The sequence below is a fragment of the Vibrio tapetis subsp. tapetis genome, assembly GCF_900233005.1.
Classification (GTDB): domain Bacteria; phylum Pseudomonadota; class Gammaproteobacteria; order Enterobacterales; family Vibrionaceae; genus Vibrio; species Vibrio tapetis.
Genome location: NZ_LT960612.1, coordinates 828,151 through 853,436, shown reverse-complemented (window position 1 = coordinate 853,436; position 25,286 = coordinate 828,151). Strand labels below are relative to the sequence as shown.

The following is a 25,286-nucleotide window of genomic DNA, read 5'->3' as shown; positions in this document are numbered from 1 at the left end:
ATGATGTCGAGACAATAACTGCAACATACAAACTCCGACCGATCACATTGAGAACATTAACTTACTGTTTTTAAAAGGCCAAGCCAAGAGGCAGCCTCTATTTATCTGGGTCTTGATTCTTGATTCTTGCTTATTGATTGCTGATTGCTGATTGCTGATTGTTGATTGTTAGTTGAACCGTCTATGCACGATTATTCCGAGTTATGCGACTCATTCCTCACATAGATAAGCAATGTAGTATCGGGCTACCACCATTGAGCCCGTTAGAGCCTCAATAATAAAACGGTTCCAAACGACGTTGAGATAGAATTGAATGCTAGGTCTCCCCCCGAGATAGCTAACATAAGTTGTGTTGCAGTCATCTCCTCTACAAAAGCAACCCTTGATTAGTAATACTAGACCACTCTTTTCTAAACGTAAAAAAGCACGCTGAAGTCTTCAGCGTGCTTTTATTCCTATCTACTTTTTAGTTAAATGTCACAGACCTTAGTCCAACTGCCATCACTTCCTGGAACTGAAGCTGTCCACCAGTTCGCTTGATACACCGTGCCTTGGTAAATGACTTTATCGCCGTTGTTGGCATGATCATTTTGTGGCAGAGCAGGATAAGTCTGCAGCCCTGTGACATCACAAGTCTCTCCCATGTTACCCCCATTATTGCCACCGTTGTTACCTCCGGAAGTAATGGTTGCAATTGGGAGGTCAGGCTGCTCAAACTTAAACGCGTAGTCCACGCCGTTCACCTTCACCGCGTAATTAGCTGGGCCTGAAATCGGTAAGTAATACACCATATCAAGCTCGTATATTCCACCAGCTGGTAACGCTTTCCATGTCGGTAAAGTGAACGCTACGCGGTGCATGGTTCCATCTAAACCACCAATATTATCAGCACGCGAATGACCTGCAGAGATCACCGTCAAGCCACCGCCGGACTGATCTTTTGCGTTGTCTGGAGCCGAAACTGGAATATCAAACTGGAATTCAGTGCCTCCTGGCAGTTCTTGTCCAGTATTGTTAGTAAAGGTGATTTTAGGATTGATTGGGTAGTTTTGATCACCAACTTTAAATCCACCAATGCTCACGCCAATATCCACCGCTTCTGTAGGTATTGGTGTCACCGCCACTTTGTTACCATATGGCGTTGCTGTGGCGAACTTGTCATAAATGGCTTTGGTCATGGTGTTACCCATATGATATTCGCCATTACCCGTTTGACAAGCCGCTTCCGTGCTATCGATGGTCGTACGGTTACCTGAAGCATCTAACACATAACAGTTGTAATCCCCAGCAAGCTCCCAGAACATGATGCCGCCAATTTCTTTATCAATAACGTAATCCGATTTCACGTTAATAGAGGCTTTATCTTCTGTTGATAGGAACACGCCTTTCTCTGCGTTCCATAGCCATGGAGCGACGGCGACGGCATCGTAATGACGAGTGTAGGTTCCAACAAGTTGATCGCTCGGATCATTAACTGGGTCGAGTTTATAAGCGGTAGCATACGAACCCCAAACTCCATTTTCTAGGTTTTTGGCATGCCACATTGGGTTTGAGCCTGCACCCATTTCGTTGCCTTTAGGATCGGTATCGTGCCACATGTTGTCGATACCCGTTGCACCGTAGCCACAGTTGTTCTTCTCTCCGACACTCAGCTTGGTTGGGTAGCGCGCCGCGCCCCCATAATCCGTTGGTTCCGCCAGTCACACCTTGCCAGCCACGAGTATAGTAAGGCACACCAATATTGATTCGCCCAGCCGGCATCGCACCACGGAAGTAATGGAACGCCCAATCTGTATTGAGATAACCGATCCCGCCATAGGCCGCCGTTCCGTATACGTTCCATTGAGCTAGCTCAGAATCTAGACCAGTGTCGTACAATGCAGCGTTATGACCCACGTGATCATTCCACGCACCGTGTAAGTCGTAAGACATGATATTGACGTAATCTAAGTACTTAGCGACTGACATGGTTTCCATACCACGTAGGAGATAAGCAGAAGAAGGCGCGGCAATGGTTAGCATGTAATGAACACCATCTTGAGCACTGGCTGCATCTAACTTCTCACGCAGCACTTTCATCAATACATTGTACGATTCCATTAGGTAAGCACGGCGAGGCTCAGAAAAAGCCACATCATCCGGATTACCAGCACCCGCCATTGATGTTGGGTATTCATAATCGATATCTAGACCATCAAACTGGTACTTTTTCATCATCGCAACAGCGGATGTTGCAAAGGTTTCAATGGCTTGATGATTAACGCTACCATCGGCGTTTGTGGTCATGGTGTAGAAGCCGCCATCGGCTACACGGGTTCCATCTGTTGCAAAGTGGCCACCCGTTTCAGCCCAGCCACCAATAGAAATGAGCGTCTTCACATCGTGCAGTTTTTTCGCGGTTGCAAGTGCACCAAAATGCCCTTTAAAGCCAAGCGTTGGATCGATGTCCACATCAGGCCACTCTTTACCCACAGCGGCATTGTTTGGATCAGTGACATCACCAACGTTTACTTTTCCATCAGAGCCGATACTCACAAACGCGTAGTTAATGTGGGTTAATTGCTCCCACGGAATGTCATTCACTAGATAAGACGATTGCGGATCATCACCCGCTCTCCAGCTGGTAAAGTAACCGATCACACGTCGAGGGTGATCAACGCCCATCATTTCACGACCATCTTGATCGTAGATGGAACAATAAGGCACATTCACACCTTCCGTTTGGTACAAACCATCAGGACGACAAGTGCTGACAACGGGCCCAGCATTTACGGTAAGGTTGCTTGTTGTAGAGTTACTGGTTGCCCCTAAGTTATCGGTGGCTTTTGCATACACGGCAAGCGTGCCACTGCGAGTGGTTGTGTAATCCAGAGTATATGGTGCGGTCGCTGCAGTACCCACCAAAGTACCAGCCACATAAAAATCCACTTTATCAACCGTGCCGTCGCTGTCTGCAGCCGTTGCCGTTAGCGTCAACATCAACACTTGCAACGGACAAGGCGACATCTACGGTAGGCGGCACATTAACCGGTCCTGTTTGAGTCACAGTAATGTTAGCGCTGCTTAAGGTACTTTCTGCACCTTGATCATCCACAGATTTAGCACTGACCGTATGAGCGCCTTCCGTAGCACTCCATGAAAATGAGTAAGGCGCAGAGGTTGCTGAGCCCACGACGACGCCAGCAACTAAGAAATCAACTTTGGCGACCGAGCCGTCTGTATCGGCGGCATTGGCGGTAAAGGTAACGGTGTCACCCACGTTAAATTCACTGTTAGCAACAGGAGACGTCAAAGACACACTTGGAGGATCATTAACGACGACACCTCCAGAACAGGTATCGACCACCTGCCATTGTGCGTAATCTCCAGAGTGAGTTGAAGGATCGTTATTCTGCGTCCAATAATTCGCTTGGTACGCGGTATTATTGTGCTGAACTTGCGCTCCGCCACCATAGGCCGTCGCGGCGTCCCAATTGGGCATGGCACTGCAATCTACGGCCGCATAACTGTTAAATGCCATCAGGCAAGACACTGTTAGCGTGCTAAGAGGGAAAATTCCTTTGTTCCTTGTCACAATGTTCATAACTGTCCGTTCCTTAACTTATTGTTTTATAAATTAATGGCGTTCGAGAGGAATTCTCGAACACTTAACTTCACTCGTAAAACAACTTTAGAAGAACAAACCATAAATACACGGTAAAATGTTGATATATACAAAATGCCTCGCAATTAAGTGTTACTTTATTGCAACATTCGTACACTTAATTTGCACCAATAACTAATAATTTAATGCCTAAATCCGCACCTCAATCCAGATTCGAGGACTATTAACCCGAAAAATATCGAATATCTGTGCTTGCAATCAGCCTCATTGCACGTCCATTCATCATTCTAGATGTCTAGACACACATCTAGAATGAGCAAGCAAAAAAAGGTAGAATTCGCGCCTTGGTTTAGCACCTCGCACATTTTTAACCTCAAGGATTTCCTATGAATTTCACAGCAAAAACCGTTGTTGTCATTGCCATTGGCGCAGCGTTATACGGCATCGGTGGACTGCCGATGTTTGGTATTCCCGTATTTGCCAACACCACATTAAAACCGGCAATGGCCGTATTGGCGCTTTTCTCTGTACTGTTTGGCCCAATTGTTGGCTTTTTGGTGGGGTTCATTGGTCACTGGGTAACCGATCTATTTGCAGGTTGGGGCGTTTGGATCACATGGGTACTGGGTTCTGGGTTCTGGCATCGTAGGCTTGATCATCGGGCTATTTCCTATCCTCACTAAGCACCGCCTTGAACAAGGCCAATTACCCGTCAAAGATATCGTGTTATTTGCAGGGCTAGCTCTTGTTGGTAATGTGATTGGGTACGGTTGCTCCGCTTTTTTAGACACCATTTTGTACGCCGAACCTTTCACCAAAGTCTTCACTCAGCTCACGATCATCGCATCGGGTAATGCTGTTTTAATTTCAGTTGTGGGTTACTTCATTTTGAAATCCGTTGCCAAGCGCAAGCAACAAAGCCAAAACCTGTCTGAAGCCGAGTAAAGCATGACTATTGAATTTTCTGACTTCTCTTTTAGATATGAGTCTCTGGATAAACCGACATTAAAACATATCAATCTAAGGATAGAGAAAGGAGAGAAAATCTTAATTATCGGGCCAAGTGGCAGTGGCAAATCTACCCTTGGTCAGTGCTTAAATGGCTTGATCCCTCACGCTATCAAAGGCGAAATCTCTGGGTCGTTAACCATAAACGGCCAAGACACGGCCAATATGAAGTTGCATCAATTTACCGAGCAAGTTGGCACCGTATTACAAGATACCGACAGCCAGTTTGTTGGTTTAAGCATTGCAGAAGACATTGCCTTTGCTCTTGAAAACCAGCTAATTGAACATAGCGAAATGCTTGAACTGGTAGAAAAAACGGCCCGCATGGTCGATTTAGATGATCTACTAGAGCACTCTCCTCATGACCTTTCAGGGGGGCAAAAGCAGCGAGTTTCTTTAGCCGGTGTTATGGTCGATGATGTCGATATCTTGCTATTTGATGAACCACTAGCGAGCCTTGATCCGAAAACGGGCAAAGCGACCATAGAAATCATCGACGATTTGCACCTGAAAAGTGGCAAGACCACCATCATCATTGAGCATCGTTTAGAAGACGTGCTACACCGCCCAGTAGATCGCATCGTTCTTATGGACGCGGGAGCAATCATCGCGGATCTCAAACCAAACGAATTGCTCCATTCTTCGCTTTTATCCGAGCACGGCATTCGTGAGCCTCTGTTTTTGTCGGCTTTAAAAAGAGCTCAATGCCAAGTACAAGCACACGAATCTTTGTCGAACTTTGCTGAATTTGACGTCACGCCGCATCAACAATGTATCGACCAGTGGTTCCACCAAAGACCAATAGAAAGCGTGAGCGTGCAACAAGAAAGGTTGCTCGAATCTCACGGGTTAACCTATTCATATGATGGCGAAAAAAACGCATTAGAAAACGTGTCGTTCCACATCAATAGAGGCGAATTCGTTTCAATATTAGGTAAAAATGGTTCAGGTAAGTCGACCATAACCAAACTGATTATGGGTGTGTTAGAACCGGATGCAGGTCAAATCATTATGAACGGGCAAGATTTGTCTGAGCTATCAATATTTGAGCGCAGTGCCAAAGTTGGCGTCGTGATGCAAAACCCAAATCATATGATCTCCCACCATATGATTTTTGATGAAATCGCTTTCGGTCTTCGCAATAAAGGCATGGACGAAGCAAGTATTGAAACTAAAGTAACCAAAGCCCTTACTCTTTGTGGCTTAAGCAAATATCGACACTGGCCAATTGAAGCACTCAGCTATGGCCAAAAAAAGCGCGTCACTATTGCCTCAATCTTGGTTTTAGAACCTGAGTTACTCATTCTTGATGAGCCGACAGCAGGTCAAGATTATCGCAACTACACCTCCATGCTCAGCTTCATTAAAGAACTGAACAACGATCTTGGCTTAACGGTACTCATCATTTCTCATGACATGCACCTCGTTCTAGAATACACCACAAGATCTATTGTTATTGCAGACAACCAACTCATCGCAGACGCACCTGTGACTTCTGTTTTCAGCCGACCTGAACTGCTTTGCAAAGCGAATTTAGCGCCCACAAGCCTATATGAACTCGCCATTAAAGCTGGCATTGAACAAACCGATGAGTTTATGCAGCACTTTATCTCTGGCGAACAGGGGCATGTAGCATGAGTCAGCGCGTCTCTAAAATGAAATTTGGCATCAACTATGTCAATACCGGCTCACCTCTGCACCATTTAAACGGCATCACTAAATTTGTCATGTTCGTTGCTTGGGTTACCGTGGTATTGACGACCTTTGATGTCCGTATTATTGCTGGCATGATCTTATTGGGTATGACACTACTGCGCATGAGTCGTGTGCCCTTCAACGTCTATAAACCGTTACTTATTGGCACGGGAACAGTACTGTCTTTGAACGCATTATTTATGTTTTTACTTGCTCCAACTCAAGGGAGTGAGTTCATAGGCAGTCACACCGTATTGGTGCCACTTTGGGGGAGCTATTCCCTCACGCAGGAAACCTTGTACTACCTGATCACCGTAACGCTTAAATACTTCAGCATGTTCCCAATGGCGTTGGTATTTGTCTTCACTACTCATCCTACGGAATTTGCAGCGAGCTTAAATCGTTTAGGTGTACCGTACAAAATAGCCTATGCGGTCAGTTTGACTTTGCGATACCTGCCTGAAGTAAAAAAAGATTTCATTAACATTATGCACGCCCAGCAAGCACGAGGTGTGGATCTATCCCGTAATGCCCCATTCTTTACTCGAATGAAAAACGTCGCCAGTATTCTTGGGCCGTTGATTTTCTCAAGCTTAGATAGAGCAGAAGAGATTTCCAATGCCATGACGTTACGAGGTTTTGGCCGCCATAAAAGTCGTCATTGGTACAGCCTTAAGCCCCTTAACAAAGTGGATGTAATCGTGATAGCAACAGCGATGACTGCAGTTATTGCTGCCATTGCAAAACGCTACCTAGAAACCGAACTATTTTGGTACCCATTTGGCTAAGGTTTTTACTGGATACACTTCAACAAAAACAGCCCACTGACTCGTGGGCTGTTTTGATCTAGTGGTCGCCAAATGATAAAGCAATCAAGAAACTGACTGAACCAACGCCTGCTTAATTCTGGTCACTCCAAGTTCTAATTCATCCAATGAGGAGTTGGTAAAGTTAAGTCTTAATGCCGATTGCACCTTGGTGCCTTTCGGATAAAACACCGCGCTAGGTACTACCGCGACTCCAGACTTAAGCAATGTTTTTGCCAACTCAAAAGTGTCGCATTCTGGCACCGTCACCCAAACAAACATACCGCCTTCAACAAGTGAAAAGGAACACGAGCTTGGTAACTGGGCAGCCAGTTCATCAGTCAATTTATTACATCTCGTCTGATATAAGTCACCAATTTTTTTAATGTGCTTGTCAAATTCAGGGTGCTCTAATAACCCTAAAAGCAGCGCTTGCATCGGTACGCTTGAATGTAAATCGGCGCCTTGTTTCACTTTGATCATGGGCTCGATGTATGACGCTTTACCCGTTACCACCCCAATACGGAGGCCAGGAGAGGCAATTTTGGAGAACGAGCGCAATACAATGGCATGATCGGGGCAAAAGCTTGAAACCAAGGGTAACGCTTCTCCAGAAAAACGAATTTCACGATACGGTGAGTCTTCAATAAGAGTCACATTGTACTGTTCGCATAGCTGAGCAACACGTTTGCGGGTCTTTAATGACCAACACACTCCTGTTGGATTATGGAAATCTGGTACCGCATAGAATATTTTAGGGCTTTGCTCTTTGAAACAACGTTCAAGTTGTTCCAACTCCGGGCCGTGATTGTTTTGGTCAACAGTCACAATATTCGCCTGGCACATACCAAACACCTGCATGGCACCAAGGTAGCATGGCGCTTCCATTGCAACGGTATCATTAGGGTTTACGTAAGCACGGGCAATCAAGTCTAAACCTTGCTGAGAGCCCGTTGTAACCATCGCCTTATGGTGCTCAGGTAGTTCATATAAAGCCGTAAGGTGCTTGATTAGAGGCCCATAGCCCGCGGTTTCTCCATATTGGAATACCTCCGGCATTGCCGACAGTCCTTCCAATGTTGGCTTCATCAATTCAATTGGGAATGTCGCTTGGTCAGGTAGACCACCAGCCAGTGAAATAACGTTAGGGTTTGTCGCCGCTTCTAATATCTCTCGAATATAGGACGATTGGATCTGTTGCAAGGCGTAAGTGGTTTCCATCTGGCTTTCCGTGACTCAATTGTGTATCCACAGGATACAAAAATAATCCGCCTTTCAAGTGTCCGTTTATGCTTTAATGTATGTCCATTTATGCTATCCGGTGACTTTTGTATGTTGAATAACCAATCGAGCCCGGTCGACCCAACTCCACCTCAGAATCTGTCGCGGATTAACGACGTACTGTATTATATTCATCAAGATATTAGTCGCGAACTGTTAGCTGCAGATCTAGCTAAGGTAGCCGCCTATTCCGAGCAGCATTTTCACCGAATTTTCAAACAAATCGTCGGTGAACCTGTCCACCAGTATATCCGCCGTACTCGAATGGAGTATGCCGCCAACCAACTGATGTTTGATGCCCGCTCGTCGATATTCGATATTGCTGAAAGAAGTGGTTTTAGTTCCGTCTCGTCTTTTAGCCGTGCGTTCAAGAGCACGTTTGCCGTGTCCCCAGGAGAATGGCGCAAAGGAAACCGTCAGCATCAAGACAAACCCTACTTAAAAAACGAAGAAGTGGCTCGGTGTTATCGTCGTATAGACGTCAGTCGATTACCGACCCCAGAGATCACCCAAGTACCTGAACGTAATGTGGCTTACATTCGTCATACAGGCTATAACCGCTCTATCAGGCAACCTTGGCAGTTACTCAAAGCCTGGGCTAGCAGTGAAGAACGAGACTTTTCTGGGCAATTTGGTATTCATCATTCAAACCCGGCATGGGTCGAGTTAGATCAATGTCGTTATGTCGCGTGCGTCGAGATTGATAAGCCAATCCCGCAACGAGGGCTGGTCAATCAACTGACCATCCCCGGAGGACTATACGCCAAGTTTTCATTGTATGGCGTATATGGGGAACTGTTACCACAAATTAGCTTAATTCAAGAGCATTGGCTGCCTAAGTCCGGCCTTAAAATGATGGCATCTCCTGCTTATGTACATTATCGGAAAAACCACTTTCTTGCCGATGATGAAAAATTCGAATTAGATTTTTTCCTCCCGGTTGGTTTTTTTGGCTAACGTAACTTAGAGCACAACGTCATACTTTACAGCGAAAAAAACCTCACCACCTTTAACTCAATAAATTGAATTCTAAAAGACGGTGAGGCTAATAGACAGATGTAGCTAATAGGCCAGTGCAGCTAATAGACTAGTGCGGCTTGGCTATTTCATAGCGAAAACGACTAACGAGCAAGTATCACGCATCATCCTTACTGACATTGCGCGACCATCACAGAGGTGGGGTTACCGGAGTCGTCAAACTTTAAACTCCAGACGTATTCACCGCCATCAATCAACGACGCAACGGTATCTTTACCGTAACCGCCGTTCATTAGCGCCGTTTCTTTGCCCAATTTTAAGCCCATCCCCTCAGCAGTGTACTGAGAACGCCATCCCTTGGTCGCATATTGCATTTTGTAACTGCCCGGCTTTTCGGTGAATGTCATTTGATAAACGCCATTTCCCCTATGCGTTAGCTTACGTCCCTCGACGTGTTTCCAGTTGGAGTCAGAAAAATCACCAACAACGTATAACGCGTTACTGACCGGACCTGCCTCATCAGATAACGGATTATCACATTTTGCCATAAAGGCATCCCCATCAATCGCACCGTTAGACGTAGAGCTTGCTATCGGCCCCACTGAGTTCGGTGTATCAACCTTTAAAAAACGGGCTTCGAATGGCGCTAACGTGATCGTGTAGTGACCAGAGGCCAAAGCCAACTCATCGCGACTTTGTAGGTCAACCAATTTTCCCGCAGAACCTATTTGCTCGCCCGTTATGGTCAAGGTCTGAGCTTGGTCACTGGTGCTGACGACATAAAGTACCGTGTCAGTGCCAAATTGTTTGTGGTCTACATAGGCCTGCTTAGACGCAATAACATTAACGCGTTTTCCTGAATATAGGGCTGGGTGTTCGGCACGTAGCTTCATCAATGACGTCACGTAGTTCTTTAGTGCTGCTTGATCACGATTCAATGTCGCATTAACGCCAGCAACTTTACCATCGGTTCTCGCTACGTGATCTTCACATAACCCCTGCACTGCACAATCGGTTTCAACTTTATTAGCATACCCATCTAATTGATCGCCAATTTCATCGCCGTAGTACATCGTGATTGGTCCAGTATAAGCCGCTTGAAACGACAAAGCAGCACGGTAACGTTGCCAGTACTTCGCCTCTGTTGGCTGGCCCAATTCTCCCCTTTGTATTAGATCACCAAATCGAACCAAATCATGGTTGCCTATCATCAAATTGGGCTTGGCGTGATCCGGGTAGGTTTGGTGTAAACTCATGCCTTCATTAAGCCAATCACCTCCTTTACCACCAACGCCACTTTCATTCACAGCGAAAGTTTCGACCACACGATAACGAACAGGGAAATCAAACGCTGAGCACAATGCTGGCGCATTCGTTTCACCATAGCCCGTTTGCTTAATATAACTCTCGTTATTCCAAATTTCGGCCACCATGTAGCCGAGCGGGTTCACCGTCTTGCCCTCTTTGTTCTGGTAAGTCACACTGGCAGATGCTTGGTCGACCGTTTTGCGAATTTGGCTCCAAGCGTCCGTTGGTACTTGATAGGCTTGGTCTAAACGCCAGCCATCAATTTTAAGCTCCGTGACCCAGTATTCGGCGACCTCTTGATAGAAGGCTAAACTTTCTGGATACGAAACGGGGTTACTTTTACCAACCGGTCGCTTTCCAGTCGGAGAAGCAACAACGTTTTCCTTATGGTGACCAAACACCCCATCAAAGAAGACATATAAACCTTTGGCGTGTGCTTTTTCGACCAGTTCTTTGGCTTTTTCCATCGTGCCAAATCGAGGATCTATTGCAAAATAATCGGTCGCAAAATATCCCGTCGCGTCTAACCTATCTGCCCAGTGATTTTGTCCATCGATAGCAACAGAATTGAAAATAGGCGTAAGCCAAATCGCGTTCATGCCAAGTGACTCAACGTAATCGAGCGAGTCAATGATGCCTTGGATATCACCATTATGCTGGCTCGTTCCGTATCCCGTACCGTGGCCTATGGTATCGTCTCCACTGACAAAGCTCTCCACCATCACTTGATAAATACGTAAATCGTTAACCGCTTGTTCCGTGCTATCAAGGCAGGCATAAGGCGTGACGACGGGTTTATCATCCACGACAGGTTGCAATTCACTAGAGGAGCTTCCACTGCTACCACAACCCACTAACACGCCAGACAATATTGCACTGATAATCAGAGTATTGCCTTTATTCCAATTCCGACTGTTCACACACTTCCCCTTCGATAAACGCGACTGTTCTTGTTTATCATAAAGGCCGAAATTCTGGGCGAATCATCCTATAAATCAATGTATAAAGGCTTAGGTCAGGGGCTTAGAGTTCAAGATCACAGATTGCTTTCAATTCAGGTCTACGTTCCGTTAGAACGCTCACAAATCAATCAAAAATAGAAGACATAGAAGACCGTCTCTTTTTATTAAATAATCATCCGAGGACAAAACCAGAAAGTATGATTGGTCGTAAATACAGTCGATAGCGTTCAGTCTTGATAATAAAAAATAACGGTTACAAACTCTCGGTCTGTCACGAGCTTAACTTTGGATTTGTCACCTCGCTGCCAAACAAGCGTACGTTCATTCGCGTCGGTAGGACGATTAAGAAAAGGCACCAAGGCTTTATTTGCCTCTTCCATTGACATCGTCTTTAGCACCTCGTCAACAATAAACGACTCGCCACCGATATGGGCTTCTTTCAGTAAGAACCCGTCTTTACGAAGGTTTATTTGCAGTTCCGAATAATGGAGCAAACTGTAATCACGTTGTAGTTGAATTTGCGACATGCTGTCTTCTGCTATAAAGACCTCCCCCATTACTGGCACCTTGTAATAACGAATTTCATCGCTGCAAAACCGCTGGTTATCCGCCTCTAGCCCACAGTCAAATAAGTCTGATTGTGCTGAGACTTGAGACAGAGTCCACTGTGGTTCATCATCAAGCATTAAAGGCGCAAGCCAAAGTGGATAGAAAGCAAAAGCTGAGGGTGAAGAAACGCTTAATAGACATGCCAGTGCATAGCCAAGACAAGGAGATTTCATTGCATCATTCGATAAGGGAAAGTAAGGCAAGTACCATAACAATCAATGCGACTGCAAACCAGATACCCTGATGCAAAGGTCGATTGTTACCGCACTTTGTAGTGCTCGTTAATGGCAAGTGCCCTCGCGTTTAAGGTAAAACGAGCATACAATCAGCGCCCAACTAAGTCAGGGTTAATGCCAAACCCAGATTTATGCTCCTCGATCACCACTTCACTGCGAGTTTGAATAACACCCGGTAATGTTCCCAACTTTGTCGACATGAATGCCTGATACGCTTTCATGTCTTTCACCCGCACTTTGATCATGGTATCAAAATCACCTGACAGCGAATAACACTCTTCAATTTCTGGCATTAACTCAACGGCAGCAGCAAATTTGTCAAAGATGGAGAAGCTCGTCTGATCAAGACGAATGTGAATAAACACCTGAACTTCTAAGTTAAGCTTATCGGGGCACAATTCTGCATGATAGCCCAAGATATAACCCGATTTTTCGAGCCGCTTTACCCTATCAGTACACGGTGAGGTGGTTAAGTTAACCAACTTTGCCAGTTCAACCATCGTCAGCCGACCTTTTAGCCTAAGCTGCCGCAAAATTTCATAATCAATTCGATCCGGTGGAGAGGTCGACACATTAACCGCCTAGAAATAAACATTTAATTAACAATTAAATAGCATTTTTCTTTCAGTTCATGCAATAGGTATTTATTGTATTTTTGATTGAGAATGGAGATTTTGGTCAGTTACCAGAGGAGGACGAGTTGCCGGCAAAAAAAGCCAATCGCAAATAATAGTGCGATTGGCCGATATATATTGTGAACAAATAGATTCACTAACAACGTCAGTTGGCTAGGTGACCCTCGGCTTTAAAAAGGGTCACTAGGTATAAAGCAATCACCGTGCCAACTTTGAATTACTCGAATTATCGCTCAAACGGTGAAAAATGCTGCATATATGATTTTTTTATTTGCAAAATACAACTATCGAATCGCAAAATGCAATGAAAAATGCAAATGAGGAAGCAGCACTGACCCATTCACCTTAACAATGCATAACAAACCATCGATTACCCTTCTTCTTCATCACCTCTCACACCAAAGGTGACTCATATCGCATTTAATCTTATTTTATTAATCATAAACAAGATAAATCACCATTGTTTCATATCACCTATGGCGCATATAACTAAGAATCTTTAGACTAACCGTTCAAGCCTTTTCCTATCGTAAACAATATCAGCGTGCTCCCGATGAAAAAAAACCATACAACCACCAAAATTCTCACCTTTGTCGTGGGTTGCATGAGTTACTCAGCTTTGGGACAAGAGCACATATCCGTCGGCCTGCGATGGATGCATCAATTTCAGTTTGCCGGTTACTATGCTGCGGTAGATCAAGGCTTTTACGAACAAGAAAACCTCAAGGTCACACTCCATGAAGGCAACCCTAACACCAACACGATTGATCTCGTCCTTAACAATGAGTTGGACTTTGGCGTTGCAAATGGTGAACTGATCTTAGAAAGGTTAAGGGGTAAGCCCGTCGTCGCTCTGTCGGCTATTTTTCAGAACTCACCAGCAGTACTATTAACTTTAGCCTCTTCTAACATTAACAGCGCGGCCGACTTGAAAGGCAAATCCATCATGACCCTAGATGGCAGTATCAGCCCTGAATTTTTATCCATGTTATCTAAAGGCGAAGTAGGCCTCGATGATGTTAACGTGATTCAAAGCTCTTTTGCTTTGCAAGATCTCATCAACGGTAATGTCGATGCGTTTAACGGCTACCTCCCAAACGAGCCCTTTCTGCTCCAAAAATTGGGTGTTCATTACCATACTTTGAATCCTCAAAATCTCGGCATTGATTTTTACAGTGATTTTTTATTCACGAGTCAAAAGCTGATCGACAGCAAACCACAGGTCGTTGATGATTTTCGACGTGCCACACTAAAGGGCTGGCGTTATGCACTCGCAAACCCTGAACGCATGATCCATAGCATTAGAAACAAATGGGGATCGAATAAGACCCTAGATGAACTCCGTTATGAAGCACTTGCTATCTCCAATCTCGTTCGTTCAGAATTGGTCGAAATTGGGTATATCAAAGCCGATAGAATTGATGAAATGGCTGATGTTTTCATTGATGAAGGGCTTATTGCTACTCGCTATCACCTCAACAACTTTATCTATCGAGCAGAACAACGTGCCATTACAACAGCGAATAATCGTGTAATTTTACTGTCGATCATTTTGTTTACTATGATTGCACTGTGCGGCTTTTTAACGTTTGTAATGCGTAAATTAAGGCTGGAAATTGAACGCAGAGAAGAAGTTGAAGAACGGTTACGTCACTTAGCATCCATTGACCCGCTTACACAACTTTATAATCGCCGTATGTTTTCGCAACTGATAGAAATCGAGGAGAAGCAAGCAAGGCGAAATCACAGCACATATTGCTTAGTTCTGTTAGATATTGACCTATTTAAAAACATCAATGACCAGTATGGTCATAACACGGGCGACAAGGTCATTGAAGGTGTGGCGAGAACAATTACTAATATTGCACGAGAGAGCGACATTTGCGCGCGATTTGGCGGTGAAGAATTCATTGTGATGCTGCCCAACACAGAGCTCAGTGATGCGTTGATATTTACCCAGCGTTTGCAATCTGCGCTCAATACCCATTCATTTGTCACCGATACCCAACAAGCATTTTCGGTCACTTCATCTTATGGCATCGTTCAATGGGATTTTGAAGAGAGCATAACTCAGGTCATTGCACACGCCGATGATGCCTTGTACCAAGCAAAACGCTCTGGACGAGATTGCATCAGAATCTACCGTCATCCGTTATTGCCTAACATGACGCCAACCCAGAAAAATATTAGATCAGGCAGTCAACGATAACTATGGTTTGGCTTTACGCAACGCGCGTTTCAGTCAATCTTTGCTCTTTCATCGAAATAATACTGTTTTGATGATTGCAAACTCGACAGTAATGCTGGCGTTCCATATCGTAATAATGTTTACCACAGATGAATTGAAACACAGATTGATTGGTATAAGACAATTTCTCGAGGAAAGTAGTACATTGAGGAGGGTTTTTGCGCATAATCGATTTGTGGTCGGTTTTCTTATCGCAAGCTTCACAATATACCTTTGGCATGGGGCCTTTCCTTATTAGCGCGTGATGATGATGTCATTGTATTGACACAATTAAAACAAACTCGTTCAGTATTATTAATTCACACAGTAAAAATTTGTGCAGCAGTTAACAAAACAACGGTTTAATAGCCCTAGCCAGCCCCAATAAATTGAGCAAGATCAATATTCCCAGCACGCAAGATCGACAAGATCCTTGCATATTTATAAACGATAGGCACAAAAAAAGCACCTTTCGGTGCTTTTTCTATTAGGCAAAGCTTAGTGGATCGGGCCGCCTGCGTTCTCTTGAAATTGACCAAAGTGCTTTTCTAGAATTTCTGGAGTCAGCTTTCCTTCCGCTTCCAAACGCTTCAATTCAGCAACAACGGCTTTTTGCTCTTCAATTGAAGGCAGTTTCACTTCTGGCTCATTTGCCACTTGTTCTGTTATCTGTTCCAGTTCTTTTTCAAAATCGCTCATATCACTTACCCAATAATTAACTCTAAGCTGAGTCTACTCATTTTTTCAGTCTCAATCTAGAGTTTAAAGCCACCAACCATGGCATCCAAACGACGAGATAGCTCTTGCAGCTCGTTACTTGCATCTGCCAATTCTTGCGCCGCATTGGTTGTCATTTCGTTGATAGCGTTGATTTCTTCGATGTTCTCATTAATGGTATGCACAACCGTAGATTGCTCTTCTGTCGCCGTAGCCACTTGAGTATTACGATCTGATATATCAGAAATGCTTTCAGAGATTTGTGCTAAGACTCCCACAGCTTGGTCCGTCGACACTACGCCTTCTTGCGTTACCGCCTTCCCAGCTTCCATTGCATCGACTGCATTTTGAGCATCCCCTTGAAGCTGGTTAATCATCTTCTGAATTTCTTCAGTTGAAGATGCCGTGCGGCTTGCAAGGTTACGAACCTCATCGGCTACCACTGCAAAACCACGACCTTGCTCACCCGCACGAGCCGCTTCGATAGCCGCATTCAATGCCAGTAGATTCGTTTGGTCAGAAATATCACGGATCACATCCAAGATTGAACCGATATCTTGTGTCGTGCCCGCCAGTTTTTGAACAACACTGCCAATGTGGTCAATGTCTGATGATAAACGACTGATCGCATCTTTTGCTTTAAAGACAACAGCACGACCTTCTTCGGTATTGCTCTCAGCCCCACTCGCTGTCTCTGCTGCGGTTGCGGCATTCGTAGCGATTTCACTGATGGTTGCGCCCATTTCGTTGATCGCCGTAACCACTTGAATAGTTTGGTCACGTTGATTTTGGCTATTATCGTGCGTCGAATGAGATTTTTCTGAAACCCCTTGCGCCGCAATTTGAAGTGCATGACTGGTTTCAGCCACTTCTTTAACTGACCCATGAATTTTCTCAATGAAGCCGTTAAATCCTTCAGAAAGTTTCGCTAGTTCGTCATTACCATTAATCGGGATACGTTGAGACAAATCACCGTCACCTTCACCCAGCTCTCTGAATCGCTCAGAAATCACCTGAATTGGACGAGTGATACTTCTAGCAAGGATCAGCCCTAAAAAGATAAAGGCGGCGGCCACTGCAAGTGTCGTGATCAGCATTTTTTGCGCGGTAGCGTTGAGCTCTGCAAACACTTCATCTACAGGTACTTGAGCTACCACAAACCAGTCCATCGAAGGTATGTAGCGAGTCGCAACAAACACCTCTTGGCCATTGTCTTGAGCGGTGATCAAGTTAAAAGCAGATTTGTTAAGTAAAGCCGAAGTCTCACCACCATAGAGTGAGGTTAGGCTATCTTTGCGTTTACCTGCTTGTTTGTGGATCTGAACCTTACCTTCGGCGTTCACTAAATAAACGTAGCCAGACTGTTCTATCTGAAAACTGTTTAGCAAATTAACCATGTCCGTCAGTGACTTCGATAATCCTGACATAGCTAAACCATTCACTTGCTGGAAGTTAGAGAACATTTTCACGTCGCCATTAGCTTCTTGGAAAATGCTGACGCTGGTTTTTTGTCCTGACTGAGTAAAGCCAAAGAACCAACCATCTTGCTGTTGATTCAATTCACGTAAAAAGCCGCCTTGATTCCAATAATACGCCGTATTACGGTTCGCAACTGACGCATCGTTAAGTCCATATTGATCGCGAACCACGTTCAATTGTTTGACTAACATGGCTTCACTTTCAGGATCACGATCGGTATTCTTGATTGCTTGGTGAATAAATTGATTCGACGCGAGTTGCTCGGCCGCTGCCAGCATTTGTGAGACTTCACCGTCAATTTGTACGCCCACTAAGTCCAGCATAGACGGTAACTCAATATCGACCAGACGGTGTTCCAATACATCTCGGGACTGATTTTGCGGTAATTGCATCAACTAGGCTAGTTGATGCAATTACCGCAAAGGTAATCCCGACAACGATTTTTCGTTTAATACTCATTGAGCGCGAGCCAATCATAGTTTTGCCTTTTTCAAACAAATAATTAATGCCGGCCTATAAATGATTTATACAAAATATTGACGGCCAGCGTATACAAATAATACTGTGGATTTACGTATGCTTACACATACCTTCCAATTATACGCAAAAAATTGGGCCTATTTTAGCCCCCCAGCAGATCGCAAACGTTTGGCGTCAAAAACTATTTAATGATAGGTTTGTTTTCTCTTTCGCAATCAGCATTTTATTAAATTGTTAAGCTGAACTTTTTTTTCTGATTTAGGTCAGATATGTGACGTTGATAACCATTGGAACGTAATCGATATGCAATCAAACACCTTCCTTCAATTACAAAACTACTTAAATTCCCAAGTGATAGGCCAACACGGTCTGGTTAAGCAGCTGTTAGTTGCCCTGTTAGCTGACGGTCATATATTGGTCGAAGGCCCTCCTGGTCTTGCAAAAACCCGAGCCGTTAAAAGCCTTGCTGATTGTATTGAAGGGGATTTCCACAGAATTCAGTTTACTCCCGATCTTCTGCCTGCTGATTTAACGGGAACCGATATATACCGCCCAGAAACCGGAGAGTTCACTTTTCAATCTGGCCCAATATTTAACTCTCTACTGCTGGCCGACGAAATCAACCGTGCCCCAGCAAAAGTTCAAGCCGCCATGCTTGAAGCCATGGCAGAGAAGCAAATCACCGCTGGGCGCAATACCTATGCGCTACCAGAACTGTTTTTGGTCATGGCAACTCAGAACCCGATAGAGCAAGAAGGCACCTACCCATTGCCAGAAGCTCAATTGGATCGCTTTTTATTGCATTTAGAAGTGAACTACCCAGACGCTGAAAACGAGCTAAAAATACTCAGGCTTAATCGTGGGGAAGCTCAAGGTCAAATCAACCATTCAGCAATTAAGGTGACGCAAAGCGACGTATTCGCGGCACGCCAAGAAGCATTAGCCACTCACATGGCTGAAGGCGTTGAGGAATACATCATCCGCTTAGTCATGGCAACCAGACAACCACAAGAATACAGCCAAGATTTAGCATCATGGCTTGATATGGGAGTCAGCCCACGAGCCAGCATTGCCTTAGACAGAGCCAGTCGCGCTCATGCTTGGTTAGCTGGCCGAGATTACGTGACACCAGAAGATATACAAGCCATGGCTTACCCGGTTCTAAGACACCGTTTACTGCTAAGTTATTCGGCTCAAGCTCAAGGCATAAAACCAAACCAAGTAATTGACCACTTACTCAGTGTTGTTGGCAGCGCTTAGGGGTTGTCATGAAAGGGAAAAGAAAAGCGGCGCCAACCACATCGCCGGGCACCTCGCAAGCGTTGGCTTTGCCTGAAAAAAGCAATGGCGTGCAACTGTGCCTAGATGAGCTACTCGCCTATAAAAGCCAAACGGTACACTGGCAACCACCAGCGAGAAGTTTGTGGTCTCAGTTAAACGGTGGGCACCAAAGCCGACATCAAGGGCGAGGAATGGACTTTGCTGAAGTGCGCCAGTACCAAGCCGGTGACGACATTCGTTCTATTGATTGGCGCGTTACCGCTCGCACTGGAAAAACGCACACCAAGTTGTTTACAGAAGAACGAGAACAACCCGTTATTTTGTATATTGACCTGAGTACAACCATGCGTTTTGGTTCTCAATTGATGCTGAAATCCGTGCAAGCTGCACACATGGCCAGCCTAATCAGTTGGCTAACCGTAAGCAATGGAGACCGAATCGGTGCCATCATTGATGACGGCGCCTCTCTGTACGACCTAAAGCCAACGGCTCGGGCGAAAGGAGCCCTGTACATTGCCGACCAAATGGTTCGAAAACACAGTGATGCGATTTCAATCACTCAAGCATCAGAAAATTCGACCTCAGTGACCGACGTTTTGCAGTCTCTTCATCGATTATGCCCCAAGGGCAGTGACGTGATATTAATCAGCGACTTCCAGCGGTTTGGCGACAAGCACCAGGCACTGCTCAGCCAATTGCGCCAACATAATCACATTCGAGCCATTCAGATCTCAGACCCGCTAGAGCACGGTGAAACGCAATATAAAGGGCTTGCACACGTAAAAGATGCATTCAGCAGCGCTTGGCTAAATTTTGGTTCAAAAGCCACAAAAGACAAAATAGAGCAGAAATTTCAACACGCTTTGACTCCTTTTACTCAAGCTTGCCAGTCACTTGCGATACCTACTAGCGAAATCTCTAGCAACGTTTCTTTGCTCACTCAACTGCATGATCTGCAAGTAAAAGGAGGGCAAAATGGCCGTTAACAACCCCCAACCGAATATGGAAACACCTCCTCTTCCTCTTGAATCTTTACGGTTACCGTTAGAACCGAGCGCCTGGCCGCTCGCATGGGGATGGTGGCTGCTCATCTTTACGACAGTCGGCCTGGTTTTCGCCCTTATTTATGCACTTTATCGTCGCGAGCAAAAGCTCCGAGCTAAAACTCAAGCACTTCGCCAATTTTCATCATCAACCAGCGTCATGGAGGCACATAACCTGATGCGCCAAGCCGCCATGAGCTACTTTCCTCGTCAACACATTGCCTCCTTAACAGGGAAGAGTTGGTATCAATTTCTTGACCAACAGTTAAACCAACCAACTTTTGTTACCAAACAGGCTCGCTGGGACACCGCGCTATATCAATCAGGAGAGGAAGACCCCGCATTAATTGCAGATGCTAAACAATGGATTGTACAAGCCCTGCCACCAAAACCTCGCCAGAATCAAGGAGCAACTCATGCTTAGTTTCGCTTGGTGGTGGGCATTTTTCTTACTGCCTTTACCGTCCCTAATTTATTTCTTTGCTCCACCAGCGCCTAACCAAGAAGCAATCAAGCTCCCGTTTGTGCCAACGGAAGACGCGCAAACCCCCAGCCTCTCCAAATTGCTAAAATTACTGGCCGTCATTACTTGGATGATGGCGGTAACTGCATTGGCTCGCCCAGTATGGCTTGGTGAACCCGTCGAGTTTCATCCAAAACATCGAGATATGATGCTAGTGGTAGATTTATCCTACTCCATGAGCCAAGAGGACATGAAGCAAGGCAACGACTTTATCGATCGCCTAACGGCAGTGAAACAAGTCGTTGGTGACTTCATTGATAAACGAAGCGGAGACAGGCTAGGCTTGGTCTTGTTTGCTGATCATGCCTATCTGCAAACGCCACTGACACTAGATAAGAGCACCGTCAAAGCCCAGTTAAATAGAACCGTACTAAAGTTGATCGGCACTAAAACTGCAATCGGAGAAGGCATAGGCCTTGCCACTAAAACGTTCATCGATAGTGAAGCACCACAACGTGTCATGGTATTACTCAGTGATGGCAGCAACACCGCTGGTATCATCGACCCTATTGAAGCAACCAAAATAGCCAAACAATATGGCGCGACCATCTACACCATTGGTGTGGGTGCGGGCGAAATGGTAGTGAAGGACTTCTTTTTTGAGCGTACCGTTAACACCGCCCAAGACCTGGATGAAAAAATGTTAACCGAGATAGCCCAAATAACAGGAGGCCAATACTTTAGAGCTCGAGACAGCAAAGATTTGGCCAATATATACGATGAAATTAACAAACTAGAACCTATCACTTCGGTCAGTCAAACTTGGCGACCACAATCAGAATGGTTCACCCTCCCACTTGCCATTGCGCTATTTTTATCCATGTTTGTTGCCGTATTAAGGAGGCATCATGGTTGATTTCATGTTCATCACGCCATTATGGTTGCTCGCCATGTTACCAGCCATTGTATTGGCATTTTGGCTCATTCGAAGCCGTTCAAAACAGGGACTCATCGCAGCTCATATCGCAACTGGGCTCGGCTTAGAACAAAGCCGTGCATCTCATTTACCTAAGCTCCTGTTGTTCAGCTGGATCTTCGGATGTATCGCTTTAGCAGGGCCAAGCTGGCAGCAACAAGAGCGCCCTGCGTTTCAACTGCAAAGTGCTCGTGTATTGGTGTTGGATATGTCTCGCAGTTTATACGCAACGGACATCAAGCCTAATCGTCTAACGCAGCTCAAATACAAGGCATTGGATCTTCTTCCTAAATGGAAAGAAGGCACAACTGGTTTAGTCGCGTTTGCCGGAGATGCCTATACACTCAGCCCATTGACCACCGACAGTCAAACTTTAGCGGATTTAGTACAAAACTTATCACCGGAGATCATGCCATTTCAAGGTGGTAACTTACCAGCCGGTATAGAGCAAGCTATTCAACTGATGAAAGAAGCTGGGCACCAGCAAGGTGACGTGATTGTGTTGGCCGATGATATCGATACCGACCAGCTAACAGCGTTGAACAATCACTTGTCGGGCCAACCGTGGCGTATTTCAGTTCTTGCTGTTGGCACGCAGCAAGGATCTCCTATCACTCAACCTGACGGCACACTGTTAAAAGACAACAGCGGTGTCACTGTTATGGCAACCACTAATCTTTCTGGTCTGCAAAGCTTGGCGCGCAGCACCGAAGGGGTATTCAGCGCGTTAAGACAAGATAACCAAGACGTCGATGCCATTGCGAACTTCAGCCTGACCTCAAGTTCAGAGATCAACAGTTCAGAGGCGAACGGAAAACAACTCAGTAGCCGTATTAATAATGGCTTCTGGTTGCTTCCGTTTGTACTGCTGCCCTTGCTTGGCTTATTTCGTAAAGGATGGTTATTTTCATTGGCTCTGCTTGTTCTGCCACTCACGCCAAGTCAACCTGCTTTGGCTGCATCAATATCTGCGCCTTTACAAAACGCCAATCAACAAGGCTACGAGTCTTTTCAACAGCAAGATTACCAACAAGCGGCAAGTCAATTTTCGAGTAAAGAATGGCAAGGTGTGGCGCACTATCAAGCTGGGGAATATCAGCAGGCCATTGATAGCCTACAAGGGATCGACACGGCCAACGCCAAGTACAATCTCGCCAACGCCTTAGCGCAAAATGGGCAGTTGGAGGACGCCAAATCAGCCTATCAATCCTTATTGAAAGAGTCACCTGACGCCGATGATATTAAGAAAAATCTGGCCATCGTAGAACACGCTCTTGAGCAACAAAAACAGCAACAACAAAAAGAGCAGCAGCAAAAAGATGGCAGCAACAATCAACAACCGGATGACCAACAAAAAAACGATCAGAATAGCCCAGACAAAAAGGGCAATGATCCGTCTAATTCGAATCCGTCGTCTGATGGCGAACCTTCTTCTGGTGAAAAAAATTCAGATCAAAGCGCATCGGATAAAACCCAATCAGAGCAAGGGAAACCAGAACAACAAAGCCAACCCGAAGAAGCTCAATCTCAAGGGCAACCGTCTCCAGAGGAGCAAGCTCAAAACGAGCAGCGTCAAGAACAGCCGACTTCAGATGAAGCGAATCAAACGTCGCAACAAGAAAGCAAAACAGAACCAGCGTCAGATACAGATGGTGTTGAAAATGACAATGCTCACGCTAAAACAGCGTCAATGGCGCAAGATTCAGACAACACACAACACGTAGATCCGAACTTGCGCAAATTGGAACAGATCCAAAGCCAGGGCGATCCGAGCTTCTTATTAAAAGCGCAAATGCTTCTGCAAGCGCAGCAAAAAGAATCACCTAACAAAGTGAAGAAATCATGGTAAAAGTCTCTATTTTCAAAACATGGCCCTTATTATTGATCGCATGTTTTGCGTCATTGGGTAGTGTGCAAAGTTACGCCGCTCCAGTCGCCACCGCGAGTGTGAGTACTAACAAAGTCAACAAAGACGAAGTATTTCAACTGACCATCAGTGTAGATACACGGGCAAAAGGCAACGAGGTCGACTTCTCGGCGCTAGAACCAGATTTTTACATAGGCCGGCCAAGCTTTGGTTCTTATCAAAATAGCGTCAACGGACGAACATCACTGCGCAGCGAGTGGAAAATAGCGCTCGCGGCCAGTCGATTAGGCGTGTTAACTATCCCGAGCTTTGACATAAACGGAGCCAAGACAAAGGCAATAGACGTACAAGTGTCTATGGATAGCGAAGCAACCACACAAGCCGACGTGGTGAAGATGCAAGCGACCGTAGACAAACACACACTGTATATCGGAGAAACAACACTGCTCCACACTAAGTTGATTCTAAAAGCAGACCCGCGCCGATTGCAAAATACGAATATTGAAGCCCCAACTGGCGACGGCCTAACCATCACTCCCGTTGCGGAAGCCAATCAGTATCAAACCGTTATCAGTGGCATTCAAGCAACCGTCGTCGAACAATCTTTTAATGTCAGTGCCAATCAATCAGGAACCATCACCTTAACCCCTTCGACTTTAACAGGCTCACTAGTAGAGGCTGATAACCGTGGCCGCACTCGTCTTATCCAATTAAATACCAGTGCTCAGCCCGTCATTCTCAACATCAAAGACAAGCCAAGTGATTACCAAGGGACTTGGTTACCCACCACACAACTGTCACTACAACAGCTTTGGCAAGACGCGGATGGAGCACAAATCAACGGCGATAGCTTCTCTTCTGAAGTCGGCACACCCATTAGCCGTACCTTAGTCCTTAAGGCCGCTAACTTATCTGCGCAACAATTGCCAAACTTGGTGGTGGAATACTCGAATAACATTCGTTTATATCAAGAGCCCGCAACCTATCAAACGGATGAAAATGGCCTCACCACCATGACATTAAAGCAGGTTTTAATCGCCAAACAGGCCGGAGAATACGCCCTCCCGAGCGTCGGTGTGAACTGGTGGCATAGTGACTCCAACAAGGCTCAATTTGCTAAGATAAACGGCGCAAATTGGACCGTAAAAGCCAGCACAGAATCAGACAATTTGGCTCCCACTATTGCATCGGATATCCCCACCCAAACCATCACGGTGGTTGATGCTGGGATCTGGCCATATGCAAGTGGCCTTTTTGCATTACTTTGGTTAGTGTTTGTTGCACTTTGGCTGAAAGAAAAACGCAGCCCATCAAACAACCTATCCGTACCGACAGTCATCAAGTTAGACACCAATTCATCGCTGCTGACGTCTATCAACCGCGCTCTGGACGATAACGACGGAATAGCGTTCAATCGCGATTACCAAAAATGGATGACCCTCTATTCACCGTCGAGTGAAGAGCGTAAAAACCTACAAACACTAGTGGATGAGTTTCTCGCAAGCCTATATAGCTCAAGGCCTGAACACGAAAGCATGTCCGTTGATAAGAAAGCGCTGAAGTCCATGTTCAAGCACTTGTCTCCTCACGGTAACCAAGTGATTAATACCTCACTGGCTAAATTGTAAATA

16 protein-coding genes and 3 pseudogenes are annotated in these 25,286 nt (G+C 45.4%); 11 read left to right on the top strand and 8 right to left on the bottom strand.

The genetic code is table 11. The annotated features are described in order from the left end of the window. Positions 1-470 precede the first annotated feature (470 nt). Positions 471-3,583 (bottom strand): annotated as a pseudogene (locus VTAP4600_RS20860) (chitinase C-terminal domain-containing protein). Between the two features lie 407 nt (positions 3,584-3,990). Between VTAP4600_RS20860 and VTAP4600_RS20855 the strand changes: the two are divergent. The 3 genes and pseudogenes from VTAP4600_RS20855 to VTAP4600_RS20845 all read left to right on the top strand — a co-directional run bounded on the left by VTAP4600_RS20855 (position 3,991) and on the right by VTAP4600_RS20845 (position 7,095). Then, positions 3,991-4,549, top strand: a pseudogene (locus VTAP4600_RS20855) (ECF-type riboflavin transporter substrate-binding protein). A 3-nt stretch (positions 4,550-4,552) separates the two neighbouring features. Then, positions 4,553-6,250: an ABC transporter ATP-binding protein gene (locus VTAP4600_RS20850; RefSeq protein WP_102524682.1), complete on the top strand. Its 1,698-nt coding sequence runs from the start codon at positions 4,553-4,555 to the stop codon at positions 6,248-6,250. Continuing rightward, positions 6,247-7,095 (top strand): energy-coupling factor transporter transmembrane component T family protein, encoded by an 849-nt coding sequence (locus tag VTAP4600_RS20845; protein WP_102524681.1) that lies wholly within the window; start codon positions 6,247-6,249, stop codon positions 7,093-7,095. The genes VTAP4600_RS20850 and VTAP4600_RS20845 overlap by 4 nt, the downstream gene beginning before the upstream one ends. 84 nt (positions 7,096-7,179) lie before the next feature. Here VTAP4600_RS20845 and VTAP4600_RS20840 read toward each other — a convergent pair whose 3' ends face one another. Next, the gene (locus VTAP4600_RS20840; RefSeq protein ID WP_102524680.1) at positions 7,180-8,334 is read right to left on the bottom strand and encodes an aminotransferase-like domain-containing protein; all 1,155 of its coding nucleotides are present in this window, start codon (positions 8,332-8,334) and stop codon (positions 7,180-7,182) included. Between the two features lie 111 nt (positions 8,335-8,445). Between VTAP4600_RS20840 and VTAP4600_RS20835 the strand changes: the two genes are divergently transcribed. Beyond that, a complete protein-coding gene (locus VTAP4600_RS20835) occupies positions 8,446-9,351 on the top strand; it encodes an AraC family transcriptional regulator (RefSeq protein WP_102525474.1) in 906 nt (301 codons plus the stop codon). A 191-nt stretch (positions 9,352-9,542) separates the two neighbouring features. On the opposite strand, the gene VTAP4600_RS20830 is transcribed toward VTAP4600_RS20835, so the two are convergent. From VTAP4600_RS20830 to VTAP4600_RS20820, 3 genes are all read right to left on the bottom strand, one after another. Beyond that, positions 9,543-11,600 carry an alpha-amylase family glycosyl hydrolase gene (locus tag VTAP4600_RS20830; protein ID WP_415239701.1) on the bottom strand — a complete coding sequence of 686 codons (2,058 nt, stop codon included), beginning with the start codon at positions 11,598-11,600 and terminating at the stop codon, positions 9,543-9,545. A gap of 269 nt (positions 11,601-11,869) precedes the next feature. Next, positions 11,870-12,424 carry a hypothetical protein gene (locus tag VTAP4600_RS20825; RefSeq protein ID WP_102524679.1) on the bottom strand — a complete coding sequence of 185 codons (555 nt, stop codon included), beginning with the start codon at positions 12,422-12,424 and terminating at the stop codon, positions 11,870-11,872. Positions 12,425-12,576: 152 nt separating this feature from the next. After that, entirely contained in the window at positions 12,577-13,059 is a 483-nt protein-coding gene (locus VTAP4600_RS20820) for an Lrp/AsnC ligand binding domain-containing protein (protein ID WP_102524678.1), read from the bottom strand. Between the two features lie 616 nt (positions 13,060-13,675). On the opposite strand from VTAP4600_RS20820, the gene VTAP4600_RS20815 reads away from it, so the two are divergent. After that, positions 13,676-15,331 carry a GGDEF domain-containing protein gene (locus VTAP4600_RS20815; RefSeq protein WP_102524677.1) on the top strand — a complete coding sequence of 552 codons (1,656 nt, stop codon included), beginning with the start codon at positions 13,676-13,678 and terminating at the stop codon, positions 15,329-15,331. 13 nt (positions 15,332-15,344) lie between these two features. On the opposite strand, the gene VTAP4600_RS20810 is transcribed toward VTAP4600_RS20815, so the two are convergent. The 3 genes and pseudogenes from VTAP4600_RS20810 to VTAP4600_RS20800 form a co-directional block, all read right to left on the bottom strand. Further along, positions 15,345-15,590 carry a hypothetical protein gene (locus VTAP4600_RS20810; protein ID WP_102524676.1) on the bottom strand — a complete coding sequence of 82 codons (246 nt, stop codon included), beginning with the start codon at positions 15,588-15,590 and terminating at the stop codon, positions 15,345-15,347. 257 nt (positions 15,591-15,847) lie between these two features. After that, positions 15,848-16,048 carry a chromosome partitioning protein ParA gene (locus VTAP4600_RS20805; protein WP_102524675.1) on the bottom strand — a complete coding sequence of 67 codons (201 nt, stop codon included), beginning with the start codon at positions 16,046-16,048 and terminating at the stop codon, positions 15,848-15,850. Positions 16,049-16,104: 56 nt separating this feature from the next. Next, positions 16,105-18,022, bottom strand: a pseudogene (locus tag VTAP4600_RS20800) (methyl-accepting chemotaxis protein). Between the two features lie 306 nt (positions 18,023-18,328). Between VTAP4600_RS20800 and VTAP4600_RS20795 the strand changes: the two are divergent. The 6 genes from VTAP4600_RS20795 to VTAP4600_RS20770 are packed head-to-tail and all read left to right on the top strand — an operon-like array spanning position 18,329 to position 25,283. Further along, the gene (locus VTAP4600_RS20795; protein WP_102524674.1) at positions 18,329-19,285 is read left to right on the top strand and encodes an AAA family ATPase; all 957 of its coding nucleotides are present in this window, start codon (positions 18,329-18,331) and stop codon (positions 19,283-19,285) included. Positions 19,286-19,293: 8 nt separating this feature from the next. Next, a complete protein-coding gene (locus VTAP4600_RS20790; RefSeq protein ID WP_102524673.1) occupies positions 19,294-20,292 on the top strand; it encodes a DUF58 domain-containing protein in 999 nt (332 codons plus the stop codon). Then, the gene (locus VTAP4600_RS20785; protein ID WP_231897988.1) at positions 20,282-20,773 is read left to right on the top strand and encodes a DUF4381 domain-containing protein; all 492 of its coding nucleotides are present in this window, start codon (positions 20,282-20,284) and stop codon (positions 20,771-20,773) included. Before VTAP4600_RS20790 ends, VTAP4600_RS20785 begins: the two co-directional genes overlap by 11 nt. Next, positions 20,766-21,728: a vWA domain-containing protein gene (locus VTAP4600_RS20780; RefSeq protein WP_102524672.1), complete on the top strand. Its 963-nt coding sequence runs from the start codon at positions 20,766-20,768 to the stop codon at positions 21,726-21,728. Before VTAP4600_RS20785 ends, VTAP4600_RS20780 begins: the two co-directional genes overlap by 8 nt. Next, entirely contained in the window at positions 21,721-23,637 is a 1,917-nt protein-coding gene (locus VTAP4600_RS20775; protein WP_102524671.1) for a vWA domain-containing protein, read from the top strand. The genes VTAP4600_RS20780 and VTAP4600_RS20775 overlap by 8 nt, the downstream gene beginning before the upstream one ends. Continuing rightward, on the top strand, positions 23,631-25,283 hold the full coding sequence (locus VTAP4600_RS20770) for a BatD family protein (protein ID WP_102524670.1): 1,653 nt from the start codon (positions 23,631-23,633) through the stop codon (positions 25,281-25,283). Before VTAP4600_RS20775 ends, VTAP4600_RS20770 begins: the two co-directional genes overlap by 7 nt. Positions 25,284-25,286: the final 3 nt, after the last annotated feature.